This is a genomic window from Shinella zoogloeoides (assembly GCF_020883495.1).
GTDB lineage: Bacteria > Pseudomonadota > Alphaproteobacteria > Rhizobiales > Rhizobiaceae > Shinella > Shinella zoogloeoides.
The window spans coordinates 877,738-893,781 of the sequence record NZ_CP086610.1 but is presented as its reverse complement, the minus strand read 5'-3'; the positions used below and the strand labels follow the sequence as shown (position 1 = coordinate 893,781).

Below are 16,044 nucleotides of genomic sequence, written 5' to 3'. Positions count from 1 at the left end.
GGCTTCGCCCGTCGTTGGCTTCGAAATGTCAGAGCGCTGTTTCTATGTCGGTTTGCGCGAAACCGCCACCCTTGAACAGCAGGGGCGCGGCGTTTTCACCCACCTTGATCGTCGCTCCGCTTCACCCACCTTGATTGTCGCTCCGCTTCACCCACCCGGATTGTCGCTCCGCTCCGGCGTGCGCAGCGCCAGCCCCGGGAAATAGGCGCGATAGCGGCCGGCATCGCGTGTAATCAGCGTCCATCCTGCAACGGCGGCATGCGCGCCGATGAAGAAATCCGGCAGGACGCCGGTGCGGCCGCCCCCTGCCCTGCGATAGGCCTGGAACGCCTTGCCGGCCAGAAAGAGCGCCTCCTTCGGCATAGGCAGGTGCGCAAGCTCGGCGGCGGCGACCATGGCGTCGAGGTCCGCGATATCCCGATAGCGCACCGAAAGCTCGGCATAGACGACATCGTTGATGGCAAGAGGGCCGAGAAGCGCCGCCCCTTCGAGCGCGGCGACCGACCAGTCGGCCCAGACGGGGTCGCCTGTCACGAGGTCGAGCAGCACATTCGTGTCGACCAGGAACATGCTCAGTCGTCGCCGCGGGTCAGCGCCATGATCTCATCCGTCGACAGGCCGGCACCGGCATGTCCGCGCAGGCGCGCGAAACGGCTTTGCGGCCGTGCCTTTTCAAGCGGCACCACGACGACGCTGCCATTCTCCACGCGGCGGAACTCCACCTCGCTGCCGGGGCCGATGCCGAGAAAATCGCGCACGGCCTTGGGGATCGTCACCTGCCCCTTGCTTGTCACGGTCGCGCCCATGGAACCCTCGGTAATACCTCGTTGAAGACAGGTATTACCTAGCACGGATCGCGCAGAACCGCCAGCCGCGCATTGAGGAGCGCCCGCCGATTGTCTTGCCGCAATCCGCGTCCTATCTATAGCGCAACGGAAGAACGCGATGGGTGAGACGATGACGCTGAAGGTCAACAAGACGAAGGAAGAGTGGCGGCAAGTTCTGACGCCGGAACAGTTCCGCATCACGCGCGAGCACGGCACGGAGCGCGCCTTTTCCAGCCCCGATTTCGACCTGTCCAAGAAGGGCACCTATCGCTGCATCTGCTGCGAGCGGCCGCTCTACCGGTCGGAGGCGAAATACAATTCCGGCACCGGCTGGCCGAGCTTCTACCAGCCGATCGAGCCGGGCGCGGTGACGGACCATTCCGACCATTCCTATGGCATGACGCGCACGGAAATCCGCTGCGCGGATTGCGACGCCCATCTCGGCCACGTCTTCCCCGACGGGCCGCAGCCGACGGGCCTGCGCTATTGCATGAACGGCGTGGCGCTCAGCTTCGACGAGGACTGATCACCTCTTCGGAACCTTCAGTTCCATGCAGGTCAGGTCCAGCCAGCGGCCGAACTTGATGCCGACCTCGCTGAACCGGCCGACGACGCGGAAACCGAGCGTTTCATGCAGCTTGATCGAGGCGGTGTTCTCCGCCTCGATGCCGGCGATCATGACATGGACGCCGTTGAAGCCCGCCCGGTCGACCAGCGCCTTCAAGAGGCGCTTGCCCGCGCCGGCGCCGCGCGCATCCTTGTGGACATAGACGGAATGCTCGACCGTGTGGCGGTAGCCGTCGAAGGCGCGCCAGTCGCCGTAGGAGGCGTAACCGATCACCTGCCTGCCGCGCGTCGCCACGAGAACGGGAAAGCCGCGCTCGCGCCGGGCGGCGAACCAGGCCTTGCGGTTTTCGAGATCGACCACCGCCTCGTTCCAGATCGCGGTCGTATGGGCGACGGCATCGTTGTAGATGTCCATGATGCCGGGCAGATCGGCCTCCGTGGCGTCGCGTATCGTGATGTCCATGGTTCCCCCCGGTTTTGCCCCATGGCATACAGGAGGAGCGGGAAAGCTGTCCAGCCCGCGCGATGAAACGCCCCGCCCCGCCCGTTATCCGCAAGACATATAGAAGAGATTTTCCCGTGCGCCGCTTTCTGCTGATCCTCCTGCTGCTCCTGCCCGCTCCCGCTTTCGCCCAGTCCTCCGAGACCTATGTCAACGCCCGACTGGGCTTTGCGGTGGAGATCCCGCCGGGCTTCACGCTGATGCAGGAAGCCGACAGCGGCGACGGGCGGACCTATGCGAAGGGCAAGGCGCGGCTTCTCGTCTGGGGGAACCGGCTTGCCGGCGGTCTCTTCGAGGACGAAGTGGCCACCCGGCGCATGGCCTATCTGCGGGAGGGCTGGGATATCGGCTACGACCGGCAGGAGGCAGGCTGGGCGAGCCTTTCCGGCACGCTGGCCGGCTCCATCCTCTATCACCGGATCATCGCGCTCTGCGACGATGCCGCCGCCTCCTTCGTGCTGGAATATCCGCGATCGATGAAGAAGGAGATGTCGCCGCTCGTCGGAAAGCTGGTGAAGTCGCTGCGGCCGGCCAGCGGCTGCACGCGCGCGCAGGACGCCGCGCCGGCCGCGCAATAATTTATCCTAGAGTCCCGAAACCACGCTCGAGACGACGGCCGAATAATGCACGGCCGCCGCCGCCACCACGAAGCCGTGCCAGATGGCGTTCTGGAAGCGCAGCGCCTCCCAGACATGGAAGATGACGCCGACCGAATAGAGCACGCCGCCGACCACGATCAGCGTGAGCGTGGTGACCGAAAGATGCGCCAGCAGCGGTCCGGTGGCAAAGACGCCGACCCAGCCCATGGCGAGATAGATGAGGATCACCAGCCTGTCGTAGCGGCCGGGCAGCAGGAATTTCAGCGCGATGCCGCCCGCCGCCATCGCCCAGATGAAGACCAGCATGCCGGCAAGGAACGGGTCCTCGATGCCGCGCTGCAGGAAGGGCGTGTAGGTGGCGGCGATCAGCACGAAGATCGCAGAATGGTCGAAGCGGCGCAGGTGCCACTTCACCATGGAGACGGGCCAGATATTGTAGGCGAAGGAAATCGCCAGCGCGAGAACGAGGCCCGTGCCGTAGACCCAGGTCGCCGCCAGTTGCCCGCTCGTCGAAAAGACCGTGGCGTAGAAGATAAGCGCGGTGACGCCGATCAGCGCGAAGACAACGCCGACACCATGCACGATGCCGTCGGCGATGACCTCATTCCGGTCGTAGTTCCACTTGACGCCCTTGATTTCCACGCTCGTCCACCCGCGATGATTGCAGCATCATCGTCGCGCGTTTTCGCTGTACAGGCAAGGGGTTGCGCGATGCGCGGCCATCACGAATCTTTGCCGCGTGAGACACTTACTGCCGCGCAATGCACTCTTCGCAAAGGGCCGCGTGCGGCACGGCGGCAAGGCGGGCGGGCGAGATCGGCTCGCCGCACTTGGCGCAGGCGCCGAAGGTGCCGGCGGCGATGCGGTCGAGCGCCGCGTCGATGGCTTCCAGCTCCTTGAGGCCCGTCACGCCGAACTCCTCCAGCACCTCATCGTTCTCGCGCTCCACGGCGCGCTCGCCGCTGTCGCCGCTCTTCAGCGTGTCGAGATCCTTCTCGATCTTGTGAAGCCGGCCGTAAAGCTCGCGCTTGCGGGTGAGAAGAATGTCCTTGTAATGCGCCACGTCCGTCACGATACGGGTCTCCTTCGTTTCGACATGCAGCGAAATTCGCATTCCCGGCCAGTAACGGCATTGATCGGAATCAAGTTCCCGATATCGCATCGTCAATGCCGCATTGACAGTCAATCGCCGAAACATAATCTTTCGTGAACGATCCGGTTCCGTCATATTCCCGGCAACAGAACGGTTCCCCGGAGGGAACCGGAACAGGGATCATACCATGACGGACCTCGACAGACGGACATTCCTCGGCGCGGCCGCCGCTGGCATCGCCGCCGGCAAGGCCGGCCCCACCCGCGCGGAGACCGCCCCCATGACCAACGCCGCCACCCATGCCATCGACATGCCGGCCTTCGTCGATCACTCGCACCTGACGGTGATCGACCTGCCGATGCTGTCGGCCTTCTACCAGCAGGCTATGGGCCTTTCGGTGCTGGAAAAATCGGCCTCCGGCGAGACGCTCGGCGTTTCCGGCCGGCCGCTTTTGACGCTGACGACCGGCGGCAACGCGGCGCGCGCGCCGCGCAACGCGCCCGGCCTCTTCCACACCGCCTTCCTCGTGCCGAACCGCAGGGAACTCGGCCGGTGGCTCGCCCATGCCGCGCACAACAACATCCCTCTCACGGGCGCGTCGGATCACCTCGTCAGCGAGGCGATCTATCTCGACGACCCGGAAGGCAACGGCATCGAGATCTACCGGGATCGCGACCGCGCCGAATGGACCTATGTGCCCGACGGCACGGTGAAGATGGCGACGCACCGGCTCGACCTGCAGGCGCTTTACGAAGAAGCGCCGAAGGACGATTGGAACGGGCAGGAAAACGGCACCGTCATCGGCCATATCCACCTGCAGGTCTCCGATATCCCCGAGGCGGACGCCTTCTTCCAGGGCGTGCTCGGCCTCGACATCATGGCGCGCTATCCGGGCGCGAGCTTCTTCGCCACCGGCAAGTACCATCACCATGTCGCGGCCAATGTCTGGAACTCGCGCGGCCAGCCGAAGCGGCAGGGCGGCATGAGCGGCCTTGCGGACTATACGATCCGCTTCAACGACAAGGCCAAGCTGGATGCGGCCGTGCAGAAGCTCGACGCGCTGTCGATCGCCACCACGCGTTCGGGCGACACGGTCTCACTGGTCGATCCGTGGGGCATCGGGCTGAAGCTTGCCGCATGAGCCAGACGGAGGGGCCGCCCGATAGCGGCCCCTCTTCCCACCGGCCGGCGGCCTCAATCGTAGAGATAATGCGCCGCCCAGTCCTCGTGCGGCACCTGCTCGCCGATCCTGTACTTGAAGGCGTTGACCTCCAGCCGGTCGTCGCTCGCCTCGCATTTATAGGACAGGCGATACCACTCGCCCCTGCTGCGGAAGACGGCGCCCTTCGTCTTGAAGGTCGTGCCGTCCAGCTTGGGGTCGCCGAAGGCGTAGGCGATCACCTTGTCCGGGCGAAAGCCGCCCTTGCCGCCGCCGATGCGATCCATGGCCTCCATGTCGCAACGCTGCTCCAGCCGTTCTTCCGGCGTCAGCTTTTCCAGTTGCCCGCGGATGCGCGCGTCGAGCGCCAAAGCGGGCGATGCGCAAAGCGGCGCGAGTGCCAGCGCGAACAGCGCGATACGGCGCGCGGTCCCTTGCCGATCCATCGTTCTGCCTCCTCTTTCTGCCATCGATTCCGATCTGTTAATACCGGGTTAACGCGCACTATGTCGATTTGACGACAGGTCGCAAGCGACCCAAGGTTTCATGCCCCTTTCGGGAACTTCCCGACGCCAGGCGCGTTTCCGGCGCGAAATCTGGGGATGCGCCATGCACGATATATCCGGAAAGCCCGCCGAACGCCGCCTCCTGCAAGCCGGTCCCGATCCGGCGCGCGATACTCTACGGGAGACGCCGCGCCGCTACGGGCTGGACATTGCCGCCGCCTGGGCGGCCATCGGCATCTTCGTCATCATGGCCATGGGCGTCGTCTACCTGATGGCGCCGATCCTCATCCCGCTTTCCCTTGCCGTCGTCACCGGGCTCATCCTCGGCGTGGCGGCGGAAAAGCTCAACACGCTCGGCATTCCCCCCTTGCCGACCGCCCTGCTGCTGGCCGGCCTCTTCGGCGCCGGCCTGTTCTTCATCGCCGGCCTGCTCGCCGACCCGATCGCCCAACTCGCCGCCAACGCGCCGGATCTCGTGCGCGGCGCCTATGACCGGATAACCCCGCTCTTTTCCCGCTTCGGCTGGCTGAACCTCCATGCGCAGACCTTCGAGACGGGGCAGATGTCGATGGAGAAGGTGCTGGAGAACACCGGCAGCATCCTCGGCATTCTCTCGGCCAGCCTCACCCCCGCGCTGCTGCAGGCCATGATCTTCTTCGCCGCGCTCGTGCTCTTCCTCTCCGCGCGGCTGAAGCTGCGGCAGATGCTCATCATGGCCTTTCCCCGCCGCGGCCAGCGGCTGGCGGCCATCCGCATCATGAACGCCATCGACAGCGCGCTCGGCTACTATTTCGCCACCGCCGCGCTGGTCTATGGCGGGCTGGGCATCGCCGCCACCCTCATCGCCTGGGGCGGGGGGCTCGCCATGCCCGCGCTCTGGGGGCTCTTCGCGTTCCTTTCCAGCTTCGTGCCCTTCCTCGGCGTGACGCTGATGACCATCGCGCTTGCGGCCGCCGGCCTCCTGACGCACGAGACGCTGGCGATGGGCCTGCTGCCCGCGCTCGCCTTCTTCCTCGTGCATCTTGCGATGGAAAACCTCGTCATGCCGGCGGTCATGGGCAAGCGGCTGGAGGTCAACGCCTTCCTCATTTTCACCGCCATCATCTTCTGGACCTGGATGTGGGGCGCGGCCGGCGCGATGCTCGCGCTTCCCCTCTCCATCATCGGCATGACGATCGCCGACGAACTGCGCCCCGCAAAGCGAAAGGCCCGGCCCAACCTACCCGGGTAACCACTGGCAGATCGTTAAAAATCGCGTATAATATAAAATAGACTGCTAATGTATGGAGTATCCCGTGGTCATCATCCCATTCCGTGAGGCTATGCCGGCCTCCCGGGCGAGGGCCATTCGGGCGGCCAGAATATCCGGTCTCCTGAAAACATTGGCCCACCCGGCGCGGCTTTTGCTGGTCTGTACGCTCGCCGAAGGCGAAACTTCGGTCTCGGAGCTTGAAACCAAGCTCGCCGTCCACCAACCGACCCTTTCCCAGCAGCTCAACGTGCTGCGCGAAGCCGGCGTCGTCAGCGCGCGCCGCGAAGGCAAGCAGATTTTCTACAGGTTGACCGACGAACGCGCCTGCCAGCTCGTCGGCGCGCTCGGCGCGATCTTCTGCAACGATACGCAGATCCTGTAGCAGCGGCCCCTCCCGGCCCTTCGACGGCGTTCCCCACGGGTCCGCCGCAACTTTCCGTCTCCTTCGATACCGCCTCCCCCACGCAGCGCGCAAACCTTCGGTCATGACCTTGATGCAAAGGTAGGGCCTCTCTATCTCTTTGATCCCGCCTACCGATTTGCCGGAGTGAAACCTTGTCCGTCTTCAAAAACCTGCCCACCGCTCCCCTTGCCGCGAAAAAACCCGTCTCCGACACCCGCCACGGCATTACCCGCACCGACGACTACGCCTGGTTCCGCGACGAGAACTGGCAGGCGATGTTCAAGGACCCCTCCATTCTCCAGCCGGAGATCCGCGCGCATCTGGAGGCGGAGAACGCCTATATGAACGCCGCCATGGCGGACACCGAGGCGCTGCAGAAGACGCTGTTTGCCGAGATGCGCGGGCGCATCAAGGAGGACGACAGCTCCGTGCCGGTCAAGGACGGCCCCTTCGCCTACGGTACCGCCTATGTCACCGGCGGCGAGCAGCCGCGCTACTTCCGCGAGCCGCGCGACGGCGGCGAGCGCGCCATCCTGCTCGACGGCGACAGGGAGGCCGAAGGCAAGGACTATTTCCGCCTTTCCGGCATCGACCACTCCACCGATCATTCCGTCGGCATCTGGGGCTATGACGACAAGGGCTCGGAATATTTCACGCTGAAGGTGCGCGACCTTGCGACCGGCCGGGACCATGCCGACGAGATCGTCAATTCCGGCGGCGGCGGCGTATGGGCGCCGGATGCGAAGAGTTTCTTCTACACCGCGCTCGACGAGAACCACCGCCCCTCGAAGATCGTCCACCACATCCTCGGCGAACCGCAGGAGAAGGACCGCCTCGTCTACGAGGAGAAGGACGCTGGCTTCTTCATGTCGGTCAGCGGCTCGCTGCTCGACGATTTCATCTATGTCGATATCCACGACCACGAGACGAGCGAATACCGCCTGCTCTCGACGAAGGACCTGCTCGCCGCCCCGGCTCTCGTCGCCCCGCGCCAGACGGGCCTCGAATATTCGATGACGGAGGGCGGCGACGTCTTCTACATCCTCACCAATGCCGACGGCGCGAAGGACTTCAAGATCATGCAGACGCCGGTGATCGCGCCCGGCCGCGAGAACTGGGCGGAGGTCGTGCCGCACCGCCCCGGCACGCTGATCCTCAACCACATGGCCTTCGCCCGTCACCTCGTCTGGCTGGAACGCCACGAGGGCCTGCCGCGCATCGTCGTGCGCGACCGGGCGAGCGGCGAGGAACACGCCATCGCCTTTGCCGAAGAGGCCTATTCGCTCGGCCTGTCGGGCGCTGCGGAATACGACACCGACGTCATCCGCTTCTCCTACTCCTCGATGACGACGCCATCGCAGCTCTTCGACTACGACATGGCGACGCGCGAGCGCCGGCTGCTGAAGACGCAGGAAGTGCCCTCCGGCCACAACCCGGACGACTACGTCACCCGCCGCGTCTTCGCCCCGGCCTGGGATGGCGAGAGCGTGCCCGTGACCCTGCTCTACCGCAAGGACACGCCGCTCGACGGCTCGGCCCCGTGCCTGCTCTACGGCTACGGCGCCTACGGCATCACCATCCCGGCCTCCTTCAACACCAATTGCCTGTCGCTCGCCGACCGCGGCTTCGTCTATGCCATCGCCCATATCCGCGGCGGCAAGGACAAGGGCTTCGCCTGGTACGAAAACGGCAAGATGGACAAGAAGACCAATACCTTCAAGGACTTCATCGCGGCGGCCGACTATCTGAATCAGGAAAGGTTCACGTCCTACGCGAACATCGTCGCCGAAGGCGGCTCGGCCGGCGGCATGCTGATGGGGGCCATCGCCAACATGGCGCCGGAGAAATTCGGCGGCATCATCGCGGCCGTTCCCTTCGTCGACGTGCTCAACACCATGCTGGACGACACCCTGCCGCTGACCCCGCCGGAATGGCCGGAATGGGGCAATCCCATCGACAGCAAGGACTTCTACCAGCTCATGGCGAGCTACTCGCCCTATGACAATGTCGGGGCGAAGCCCTACCCCGCCATCCTCGCCCTCTCCGGTCTCACCGATCCGCGCGTGACCTACTGGGAGCCGACGAAATGGGTGGCGCGGCTGCGCGAGAAGACCACCGGCAGCGAGCCGATCCTGCTCAAGACCAATATGGGCGCGGGCCATGGCGGCGCGTCGGGCCGCTTCCAGCGGCTAGAGGAAATCGCCTTCGAATATGCGTTCGCGATCAAGGTGGCCGGGAAGATGTAGGGCGGGAGGCCGGCGGCGAAGGCCTTCCACTCCGCCCCCCGACGCCCTATCTCATAACAAGGCAGCAACGGACGGACGACGATGAGCGGCGCAACGACGGCAGCGGCGGACAGGACCCGCCCCATTCCCTTCGACAACAGCTATGCGCGCCTGCCGGACGCCTTCTTCGCGCCCGTCGATCCGACGCCGGTGGAAGCGCCGCGGCTGATCGCCTTCAACCGGACGCTTGCCGAAGACCTCGGCCTCGACGCCGAAGCGCTGGCGCGGCACGGCGCGGCCTATTTCTCCGGTAACGCGCCGCTGCCCGGCGCGCTGCCGCTCGCCATGGCCTATGCCGGCCACCAGTTCGGCCAGTTCGTGCCGCAGCTCGGCGACGGGCGGGCGATCCTTCTCGGCGAGGTGATCGACCGCAGCGGCCAGCGCCGCGACATCCAGCTCAAGGGTGCGGGCCAGACGCCCTATTCGCGCCGTGGCGACGGGCGGGCCGCGCTCGGGCCGGTGCTGCGCGAATATATCGTCAGCGAGGCGATGCATGCGCTGGACATCCCGACGACGCGGGCGCTCGCCGCCGTCGCCAGCGGCCAGCCGGTCTATCGCGACCGGGTGCTGCCGGGCGCGATCCTGACCCGCGTGGCGGCAAGCCATATCCGCGTCGGCACCTTCCAGTTCTTCGCGGCCCGCGGCGATACCGGGAACGTGCGCGTGCTGGCGGATCACGTCATCGACCGGCATTATCCCGACCTGAAGGATGCGGAGAAGCCCTATCTCGCCCTGCTCGACGCCATCGCCGAACGGCAGGCTCGCCTGATTACGGCATGGCTCGGCGTCGGCTTCATCCATGGGGTGATGAACACCGACAACATGACGATCTCCGGCGAGACGATCGACTTCGGCCCATGCGCCTTCATGGACCGCTACGATCCGCGCACCGTTTTCTCCTCCATCGACCATGGCGGGCGCTATGCCTTCGGCAACCAGCCGATGGTCGGCCAGTGGAACATCGCCCGGCTTGCCGAAGCCCTGCTCGCCCTTCTCGATGACGACCAGGACAAGGCGGTGGACGCCGCCAACGCGGCCGTCGGGCGCTTCATGGACAAATTCCAGACCCAGTGGAAGGCGACTATCCGCGCCAAGATCGGCCTTGGCGCGGATGAGGAGGAGAGCGACCAGACGCTGATCCGCGACCTGCTCGTCACGCTCTACGAGCAGAAGGCCGACTATACGCTGGCCTTCCGCCGGCTCACGGACACGGCGGAGAACGCGGCGGCGGACACCGCCCTTGCGGCCCTCCTTGCAGACCCCGCCGCGCTCGGGCCGTGGCTCGCCCTCTGGCGCGAGCGGCTGTCACGGGAGGCCGCCTCGCCGCAGGCCCGCGCCGCCGCGATGCGCCGGGTCAACCCGGCCTTCATCCCGCGCAACCACAAGGTTGAGGAAGCCCTGACGGCGGCGGTCGACCACGGCGATTTCTCGCTGTTCCATGCGCTGAACGACGTGCTGGCAAGGCCCTACGAAGACCGGCCCGCCTTCGCCGCCTATGCCATGCCGCCCAAGCCCGGCGAAGAGGTCACCGCCACGTTCTGCGGCACCTGAGCCGCCTGCCCGGCTGTCGCGCAAGGTCCGCGACAGCCGCAACCGCTAATGGTTCCCGCACATTCGAGGAGCCATTTTCATGAAGATCGACGGCAGCACGCTTTCCGCCTATGCGCTCAACCGGCAGCGGCCGGCCAGCACCGATAACAGCCTCTCCGACGGCATGGGCGGCGGCCGCTCCCCTACCCGCAACATCCCGACCGTCGAGGCCGGCCCGGCCGCCATGCCGTCCGGCCTTGCCAACGCGCTCTGGGCCAACAAGGCGGAAAAGGCCGACCGGGACAGCGAGAACCTGCTGGCCGAATTCATGGAGCTTTCGAAGATGAGCCCCATCGAGCGCCTGCGCAAGGAACTGCTCGAGGCCATGGGCCTCACCGAGGAGAGCCTCGCCCAACTGCCGCCGGACCAGCGCAAGGCCATCGAGGAAGAGCTTCGCCGCACCATCAAGGAACGGCTGGGCGTGGACGAAACCGGGCAGGCCGACGGCCAGACCGTCGCCGGTGCGCCAGAAGAGACCCCGGCCTGACCCGGCATCCCGCCTTCCCTCTTTCGCGCCGCCAAGAAAGTCGATTGACAAACGGCGCGAAAGGGAGAATATCGCGCCCATGATCAAGAGCACGCACATCGCCGCAACGTATTTTTGGCTGTTCCGATAAGGAGCGGCTGTTCGATCATGTCAACAAGCCGCCATCAGGCGGCTTTGTTGTTTTAGGGCACCTGATGGCAGAAAATCCAAGGAGCCCGAAATGCCCAACACCGTCATCAAGCTCGATCCCCACGCCGTCGAACGCCCGCCGATGCTGACCATCCGCGCCGCGCGCCCGGGCGACCTGCAGCAGATGCTCGACATGATCGCGCTGCATGCCGAATGCCACGGCGACACCGCGAAAATCTCCGCCGCCGACCTCGACCGTGATCTCTTCGGAACCAGCCCGTGGGTCACCGCGCTCGTGGCGGAAGCCGGCGGCCGGTTGATCGGCTACGCGCTGCTCGTTCCCCTCTACCGTGCGATGGAAGGCCTGCGCGGCATGGAACTGCACCAGATCTTCGTGCGCGGCGGTCATCGCGGCCACGGCATCGGCCGCCACCTCGTCTCGCGCGCCCGCGAACATGCGCGCATCGCCGGCTGCGGCTACCTCTCCGTCAGCGCGGCGACCGGCAATTTCGGCGCGCACCGCTTCTACGAACAGATGAATTTCCGCGCCGGGCCGGTGACGGGCATGCGCTACGTGCAGGCGCTCGGCTGACCCTTTATCTTCAAACGGCTCCGCCCGGAGCCGCCCCCTGGGAGACGACCATGACGAAGCGACTGGCGATCGTTCTGACCGATGGCTATGCCGACTGGGAATGCGGCCTGCTGACCGCGACCGCACGCCACCACTGCAAGGCCACGACCGTGGTGCTGACGCCCGGCGGGGCGGATGTCACCTCGCTGGGCGGCCTTGCCGTCGCCTCCGCCGGCAGGGCGGAGGACGCAAGGCCGGAGGATTTCGACGTGCTGGTGCTGTGCGGCGGCACCATCTGGCAGTCCGCCGCCCCGCCCGACCTCTCGGCTCCGGTCGGACGGTTCCTGGCGGCCGGAAAGCCGGTCGCCGGCATCTGCGACGCCACGCTGGCGCTCGGGCGCATGGGCGTGCTCGACACACGGGCGCATACCGGCAACCACGCCGACGAACTGCCGCAGATCGTGCCAGCCTATCGCGGCCACGCGCATTACCGCGACCAGCCCCAGGCCGTCTGCGACCAAGGCGTCATCACCGCCTCGGGCGCCGCGCCCGTCACCTTCGCACGGGAAATCCTCATCGCCATCGGCCTCGGCTCGCCCGAACTGCTGGACTATCTCGCCCTGTACGGCAACGAGCACCGGCCGGCGCGCGGCTAAGCCCGACCGGCCAGTCGTCTATGGAATTCAGCGGGTGCCGCACCTCCCTTCTCCCCTCGGGGAGAAGGTGGCCCGAAGGGTCGGATGAGGGGGCCAACGCACCCGCAATGCTTGCCTTCGGCATCCCCCTCATCCGCCTGCCGGCACCTTCTCCCCGAGGGGAGAAGGGACATATGGCTCCAACCGAATTCCAAAACCGACACCCGCAAACCGGGGAGCACTACGGCTTCCCCTCGTCACCCGCCCTACCGCGCCGGAATCGCCTTCAGATAGGCCGCGATCGCCTCACGGTCCTCCTTCGGCAGCCGCGCCATGTTCTTCTGCACGGAGACCATCGAGCCGCCGACACTGTCGAAATCCGGGGTGAAGCCGGTTTCGAGGTAATTGACGATATCGCCCGCGCTCCAGCTTCCAAAGCCGCCCTCGGCCGGCGTGATGTTGGGGATGCGCCCCTCGCCTTCCGGGTTCGGCCCGCCGGCAAGCCATTGGCCGGTCCGCAAGCCGCCCAGCATGTCGCGCGGCGTGTGGCATTCCCCGCAATGGCCCGGCCCCTCGACGAGATACTGCCCATGCCTGACGACGTCGTCGGCATTGGCAAGCTCCACGCGGGGCGCTTCGTTCAGGTAGAGGAACTTCCAGCCGCCGAGCGCGAGGCGGATGTTGAAGGGGAACGGCAGGTCGTGATCCGGCGCGACATTCGCGCTCTTCGGCAAGGTCTTGAGATAACCGTAGAGATCGGCGACGTCCTTGACGGTCATGCGCGCATAGGAGGCGTAGGGGAAGGACGGATAAAGATGCTCGCCGTCGCGGCCGGTGCCGCGCCGCATCGCATCGCCGAATTCCGCCAGCGTCCACGCGCCGATGCCGGCCGTCTCATCGGGCGAGATATTGGGGGCGTGGAAGGTGCCGAACGGGCTTTTCAGCGCCAGCCCGCCCGCCAGCACGAGCCGCTGATCATCCGGCGCACCGGGCGCGGCATGACAGCTCACGCAGCCGCCGGCATTGAAGATGCGCTCGCCATTGGCAAGGTCCGGCTCGCCCGCGGCGGCCCATTCGGCCGCCGGCAGCCGCTCCGGCGCGGTGAGAAAGACGAAGGCGCCCACGCCGATCGCCCCGAGCGCGACGACCCCGCCGAGAATTTTCCTGAGTGCCATGAAGCATCCCTCTTGCCGGCCTCTGCACCGGCGGACCACGAAAGCGTTACCCCGGCCCGCGCGGGAGCCGTCAGGACGGCCTTTCGCCGCGCTCCCCTCCTGCCGGGTGGAATGCGGCGAGACCATCCCCACGGCTCCGTCAGCCGACGGACCGGGGCAACGCCATCTCTTTTCCGGTGACCGGCCTACCGCATCTATTTCTTGATGCGATAGACCTCATGACAGGCCGCGCAATTGGGGCCGATCGCGCCCAGCGCCGCCCCGACCGCCGCCTGATCGGCCGGCGGGCTTGCGAGCGCCGCATCGGCGGCTTCGACGAGCTTGGCGGATTTCGCCTTGAAGTCGTCCATCGCTTCCCAGATCTTGGGGCTGGCCTCCGTCTCGTGGCCCGCCTCGGAGCCGGCCGGGAACTGGTCCGGGAAGGCCTTCGCCACCTCGCTCATCGTCGCCAGCGATGCCTTGACGACCTCCGCATCGTAGGGCTTCTCACCCTTGGCGATGCCGGAAAGCGCACCCATGGCGCCACCCACCTTCTTCATCATCTCCTGGCGGACGACCTGCGGCTCGTCCGCCGCCACGACAGCGCCTGCGCCAAGAGCCGCAAGCACCGCCGCAACCGCCAAAGTCCTGACCTTCATCGGGTTCTCCCATGTTCTGGCGGCCGGCTCGCCGCGCCGCCGGTTCGGATGCGCGGCCATGATTGCATTTTAGAAAGTCGAGGAAAGTAAAATCTTTTTGAAATCGGGCCGGCGCGCCTCAAACAGTCCCCCAACCCCGCCACACCGTAACCACCGCAATGGCGACGAGCAGCACACCGGCCGCGCGCCCGACGAAGCGGGTGGCGGCTGGGCTGCCGACAAGGGCGTCGCGGCTGTGGGCGGCGGCGAGCGCGAGGCCACCGTAGACGGCAAGCTGCATTGCCCAGATCATCAGCAGCATGACGAGCGACTGCCGCCAGAGCGGGCCGAATTCCGGGCGCAGGAACTGCGGGAAGACGGCGAGCATGAAGAGATAGGCCTTGGGGTTCATGAGGCTCGTCAGCGCGCCCTGACGGAAGCGCGTGGCAAGGCCGCGCCGGTCGAGGCTTGCGACATCGTCGATGACGATGGAGCTGCGGAAGAGCTGCCAGCCGATCCAGGCGACATAGGCCGCACCACACAGCAGCAGCGCATTGAACAGCTTCGGCGCGAAATGCAGCAGCATGCCGACGCCGAGAGCGGCATAGAGCGTATGCACCAGCCCGCCCGCCATGATGCCGAAAGTCGCCGAAAGCCCAGCCTTGCGGCCGCCGGAAAGCGAGCTTGCCAGCACGAAGACCATGTCCATGCCCGGCACGATGATGATGCCGGAGACGAGCAGGAAGAAGAGCCAGAGGTTTTCGCTGTAGGTCATGTCAGTTGGCCGTTGCCTTGTTTTGCGCCGCAGCCCTATGCCGCCCTTTTGTTTCAAGCGCTTGATCCTATGCTATACTGAAGACCAACTGACAGGGATGTGTCAGTTGTGACGAGGAAAATCAGTGCGCAAGGCATCACGGCTCTTCGAGATCATCCAGATCCTGCGGCTCGCCCGCCAGCCGGTGACGGCGGCTGAAATCGCCAGGCGGCTGGAGGTGACGGTGCGCTCGATCTATCGCGACATCGCCGCGCTGCAGGCGATGCGCGTGCCGGTGGAGGGCGAGCGCGGCATCGGCTATATCCTGCGCCCCGGCTTCGACCTGCCGCCGCTGATGTTCTCCATCGAAGAGACGGAGGCCGTGGTGCTGGCGCTGGCGCTGCTGGAGCGCACGGGCGACGCGGAACTGCAGGCCGCCGCCAAAAGGGTCGGCGACAAGATCGCCGGCGCGGTGCCCCCGCCGCTGCGCCACACGCTTTCCGCCCGCGCGCTGCACGCCTGGGGCACCGTCCCGCGCCAGCCCGAGGGCATCGACCTTGCCACGGTGCGCCGGGCGATCCGCGACGAAGAGACGTTGCTGATCGACTATCGGGACGAATATGCCCGCGCCACCGAGCGCACCATCCGCCCCATCGCCCTCATCTACTATTCGGAAACGGCGAACATCGTCGCCTGGTGCGAACTGCGGCAAGCCATCCGCAACTTCCGCGCCGACCGCGTGGAGGCCTACGCGATGGCGGGCGGGTCTTTTCGCGGTGAAGGCGACGGGCTGCGGCAGCTCTGGATTTCCGGCTGGGCGGAGAACCGGCAGTGGGTTAGAAACGAAAAACCCCGGCCGTTTCCAGCCGGGGTTTGCGAAATCCGGTAAGCCG

20 protein-coding genes are annotated in these 16,044 nt (G+C 66.1%); 11 read left to right on the top strand and 9 right to left on the bottom strand.

Translation table 11 applies throughout. The features are described from left to right. Positions 1 to 147: 147 nt before the first annotated feature. Positions 148 to 570: a type II toxin-antitoxin system VapC family toxin gene (locus K8M09_RS04435; protein ID WP_160785591.1), complete on the bottom strand. Its 423-nt coding sequence runs from the start codon at positions 568 to 570 to the stop codon at positions 148 to 150. Positions 571 to 572: 2 nt separating this feature from the next. Then, positions 573 to 806, bottom strand: coding sequence for an AbrB/MazE/SpoVT family DNA-binding domain-containing protein (locus K8M09_RS04430; RefSeq protein ID WP_160785590.1), 234 nt, complete (start codon positions 804 to 806; stop codon positions 573 to 575). A gap of 139 nt (positions 807 to 945) precedes the next feature. On the opposite strand from K8M09_RS04430, the gene msrB reads away from it, so the two are divergent. After that, positions 946 to 1,353 (top strand): peptide-methionine (R)-S-oxide reductase MsrB, encoded by a 408-nt coding sequence (gene msrB / locus K8M09_RS04425; protein WP_160785589.1) that lies wholly within the window; start codon positions 946 to 948, stop codon positions 1,351 to 1,353. Here the strand turns inward: msrB and K8M09_RS04420 are convergent, their stop codons facing one another. Next, positions 1,354 to 1,857 (bottom strand): GNAT family N-acetyltransferase, encoded by a 504-nt coding sequence (locus K8M09_RS04420; protein WP_160785588.1) that lies wholly within the window; start codon positions 1,855 to 1,857, stop codon positions 1,354 to 1,356. It lies immediately after the preceding gene. A gap of 116 nt (positions 1,858 to 1,973) precedes the next feature. On the opposite strand from K8M09_RS04420, the gene K8M09_RS04415 reads away from it, so the two are divergent. Beyond that, entirely contained in the window at positions 1,974 to 2,474 is a 501-nt protein-coding gene (locus tag K8M09_RS04415) for a hypothetical protein (RefSeq protein WP_160785587.1), read from the top strand. Between the two features lie 6 nt (positions 2,475 to 2,480). On the opposite strand, the gene trhA is transcribed toward K8M09_RS04415, so the two are convergent. Together trhA and K8M09_RS04405 are read right to left on the bottom strand one after the other, a co-directional pair. Continuing rightward, positions 2,481 to 3,137: a PAQR family membrane homeostasis protein TrhA gene (trhA, locus tag K8M09_RS04410; RefSeq protein WP_160785586.1), complete on the bottom strand. Its 657-nt coding sequence runs from the start codon at positions 3,135 to 3,137 to the stop codon at positions 2,481 to 2,483. 106 nt (positions 3,138 to 3,243) lie between these two features. Further along, positions 3,244 to 3,567: a TraR/DksA family transcriptional regulator gene (locus tag K8M09_RS04405; RefSeq protein ID WP_380734588.1), complete on the bottom strand. Its 324-nt coding sequence runs from the start codon at positions 3,565 to 3,567 to the stop codon at positions 3,244 to 3,246. 301 nt (positions 3,568 to 3,868) lie between these two features. Here K8M09_RS04405 and K8M09_RS04400 point away from each other — a divergent pair, with 301 nt between their 5' ends. Next, positions 3,869 to 4,729 carry a VOC family protein gene (locus tag K8M09_RS04400; protein WP_160785696.1) on the top strand — a complete coding sequence of 287 codons (861 nt, stop codon included), beginning with the start codon at positions 3,869 to 3,871 and terminating at the stop codon, positions 4,727 to 4,729. 53 nt (positions 4,730 to 4,782) lie between these two features. Here the strand turns inward: K8M09_RS04400 and K8M09_RS04395 are convergent, their stop codons facing one another. Further along, positions 4,783 to 5,193 carry a DUF930 domain-containing protein gene (locus K8M09_RS04395; protein WP_160785584.1) on the bottom strand — a complete coding sequence of 137 codons (411 nt, stop codon included), beginning with the start codon at positions 5,191 to 5,193 and terminating at the stop codon, positions 4,783 to 4,785. Between the two features lie 163 nt (positions 5,194 to 5,356). Between K8M09_RS04395 and K8M09_RS04390 the strand changes: the two genes are divergently transcribed. The 7 genes from K8M09_RS04390 (at position 5,357) to K8M09_RS04360 (ending at position 12,626) form a co-directional block, all read left to right on the top strand. Then, positions 5,357 to 6,484 (top strand): AI-2E family transporter, encoded by a 1,128-nt coding sequence (locus tag K8M09_RS04390; RefSeq protein ID WP_160785583.1) that lies wholly within the window; start codon positions 5,357 to 5,359, stop codon positions 6,482 to 6,484. Between the two features lie 91 nt (positions 6,485 to 6,575). After that, positions 6,576 to 6,887 (top strand): ArsR/SmtB family transcription factor, encoded by a 312-nt coding sequence (locus tag K8M09_RS04385; protein WP_229342305.1) that lies wholly within the window; start codon positions 6,576 to 6,578, stop codon positions 6,885 to 6,887. Positions 6,888 to 7,060: 173 nt separating this feature from the next. Then, complete coding sequence (locus K8M09_RS04380) at positions 7,061 to 9,154, top strand: S9 family peptidase (protein WP_160785581.1); 2,094 nt, start codon at positions 7,061 to 7,063, stop codon at positions 9,152 to 9,154. A gap of 81 nt (positions 9,155 to 9,235) precedes the next feature. Then, complete coding sequence (locus tag K8M09_RS04375) at positions 9,236 to 10,744, top strand: protein adenylyltransferase SelO (protein WP_160785580.1); 1,509 nt, start codon at positions 9,236 to 9,238, stop codon at positions 10,742 to 10,744. 79 nt (positions 10,745 to 10,823) lie between these two features. After that, on the top strand, positions 10,824 to 11,270 hold the full coding sequence (locus tag K8M09_RS04370; protein ID WP_160785579.1) for a hypothetical protein: 447 nt from the start codon (positions 10,824 to 10,826) through the stop codon (positions 11,268 to 11,270). 220 nt (positions 11,271 to 11,490) lie between these two features. Then, on the top strand, positions 11,491 to 11,991 hold the full coding sequence (locus tag K8M09_RS04365) for a GNAT family N-acetyltransferase (protein WP_160785578.1): 501 nt from the start codon (positions 11,491 to 11,493) through the stop codon (positions 11,989 to 11,991). A 50-nt stretch (positions 11,992 to 12,041) separates the two neighbouring features. Continuing rightward, positions 12,042 to 12,626: a DJ-1/PfpI family protein gene (locus K8M09_RS04360; protein WP_160785577.1), complete on the top strand. Its 585-nt coding sequence runs from the start codon at positions 12,042 to 12,044 to the stop codon at positions 12,624 to 12,626. A 245-nt stretch (positions 12,627 to 12,871) separates the two neighbouring features. On the opposite strand, the gene K8M09_RS04355 is transcribed toward K8M09_RS04360, so the two are convergent. The 3 genes from K8M09_RS04355 to K8M09_RS04345 form a co-directional block, all read right to left on the bottom strand. Then, positions 12,872 to 13,780, bottom strand: coding sequence for a cytochrome c (locus tag K8M09_RS04355; RefSeq protein WP_160785576.1), 909 nt, complete (start codon positions 13,778 to 13,780; stop codon positions 12,872 to 12,874). 194 nt (positions 13,781 to 13,974) lie between these two features. Continuing rightward, positions 13,975 to 14,418 carry a c-type cytochrome gene (locus K8M09_RS04350; protein WP_160785695.1) on the bottom strand — a complete coding sequence of 148 codons (444 nt, stop codon included), beginning with the start codon at positions 14,416 to 14,418 and terminating at the stop codon, positions 13,975 to 13,977. Between the two features lie 118 nt (positions 14,419 to 14,536). Continuing rightward, positions 14,537 to 15,172 carry a LysE family translocator gene (locus K8M09_RS04345; protein WP_160785575.1) on the bottom strand — a complete coding sequence of 212 codons (636 nt, stop codon included), beginning with the start codon at positions 15,170 to 15,172 and terminating at the stop codon, positions 14,537 to 14,539. Between the two features lie 124 nt (positions 15,173 to 15,296). Here K8M09_RS04345 and K8M09_RS04340 point away from each other — a divergent pair, with 124 nt between their 5' ends. Further along, a complete protein-coding gene (locus K8M09_RS04340) occupies positions 15,297 to 16,040 on the top strand; it encodes a helix-turn-helix transcriptional regulator (protein ID WP_160785574.1) in 744 nt (247 codons plus the stop codon). Positions 16,041 to 16,044 lie beyond the last annotated feature (4 nt).

Coding starts and splice junctions, on each gene's coding strand:
- K8M09_RS04375 (WP_160785580.1), top strand. CDS start 9,236: ATGAGCGGCGCAACGACGGCAGCGGCGGACAGGACCCGCCCCATTCCC.
- K8M09_RS04360 (WP_160785577.1), top strand. CDS start 12,042: ATGACGAAGCGACTGGCGATCGTTCTGACCGATGGCTATGCCGACTGG.
- K8M09_RS04435 (WP_160785591.1), bottom strand. CDS start 570: ATGTTCCTGGTCGACACGAATGTGCTGCTCGACCTCGTGACAGGCGAC.
- K8M09_RS04390 (WP_160785583.1), top strand. CDS start 5,357: ATGCACGATATATCCGGAAAGCCCGCCGAACGCCGCCTCCTGCAAGCC.
- K8M09_RS04345 (WP_160785575.1), bottom strand. CDS start 15,172: ATGACCTACAGCGAAAACCTCTGGCTCTTCTTCCTGCTCGTCTCCGGC.
- K8M09_RS04355 (WP_160785576.1), bottom strand. CDS start 13,780: ATGGCACTCAGGAAAATTCTCGGCGGGGTCGTCGCGCTCGGGGCGATC.
- K8M09_RS04395 (WP_160785584.1), bottom strand. CDS start 5,193: ATGGATCGGCAAGGGACCGCGCGCCGTATCGCGCTGTTCGCGCTGGCA.
- K8M09_RS04430 (WP_160785590.1), bottom strand. CDS start 806: ATGGGCGCGACCGTGACAAGCAAGGGGCAGGTGACGATCCCCAAGGCC.
- K8M09_RS04365 (WP_160785578.1), top strand. CDS start 11,491: ATGCCCAACACCGTCATCAAGCTCGATCCCCACGCCGTCGAACGCCCG.
- msrB (WP_160785589.1), top strand. CDS start 946: ATGGGTGAGACGATGACGCTGAAGGTCAACAAGACGAAGGAAGAGTGG.
- K8M09_RS04420 (WP_160785588.1), bottom strand. CDS start 1,857: ATGGACATCACGATACGCGACGCCACGGAGGCCGATCTGCCCGGCATC.
- K8M09_RS04350 (WP_160785695.1), bottom strand. CDS start 14,418: ATGAAGGTCAGGACTTTGGCGGTTGCGGCGGTGCTTGCGGCTCTTGGC.
- K8M09_RS04385 (WP_229342305.1), top strand. CDS start 6,576: ATGCCGGCCTCCCGGGCGAGGGCCATTCGGGCGGCCAGAATATCCGGT.
- K8M09_RS04400 (WP_160785696.1), top strand. CDS start 3,869: ATGACCAACGCCGCCACCCATGCCATCGACATGCCGGCCTTCGTCGAT.
- K8M09_RS04370 (WP_160785579.1), top strand. CDS start 10,824: ATGAAGATCGACGGCAGCACGCTTTCCGCCTATGCGCTCAACCGGCAG.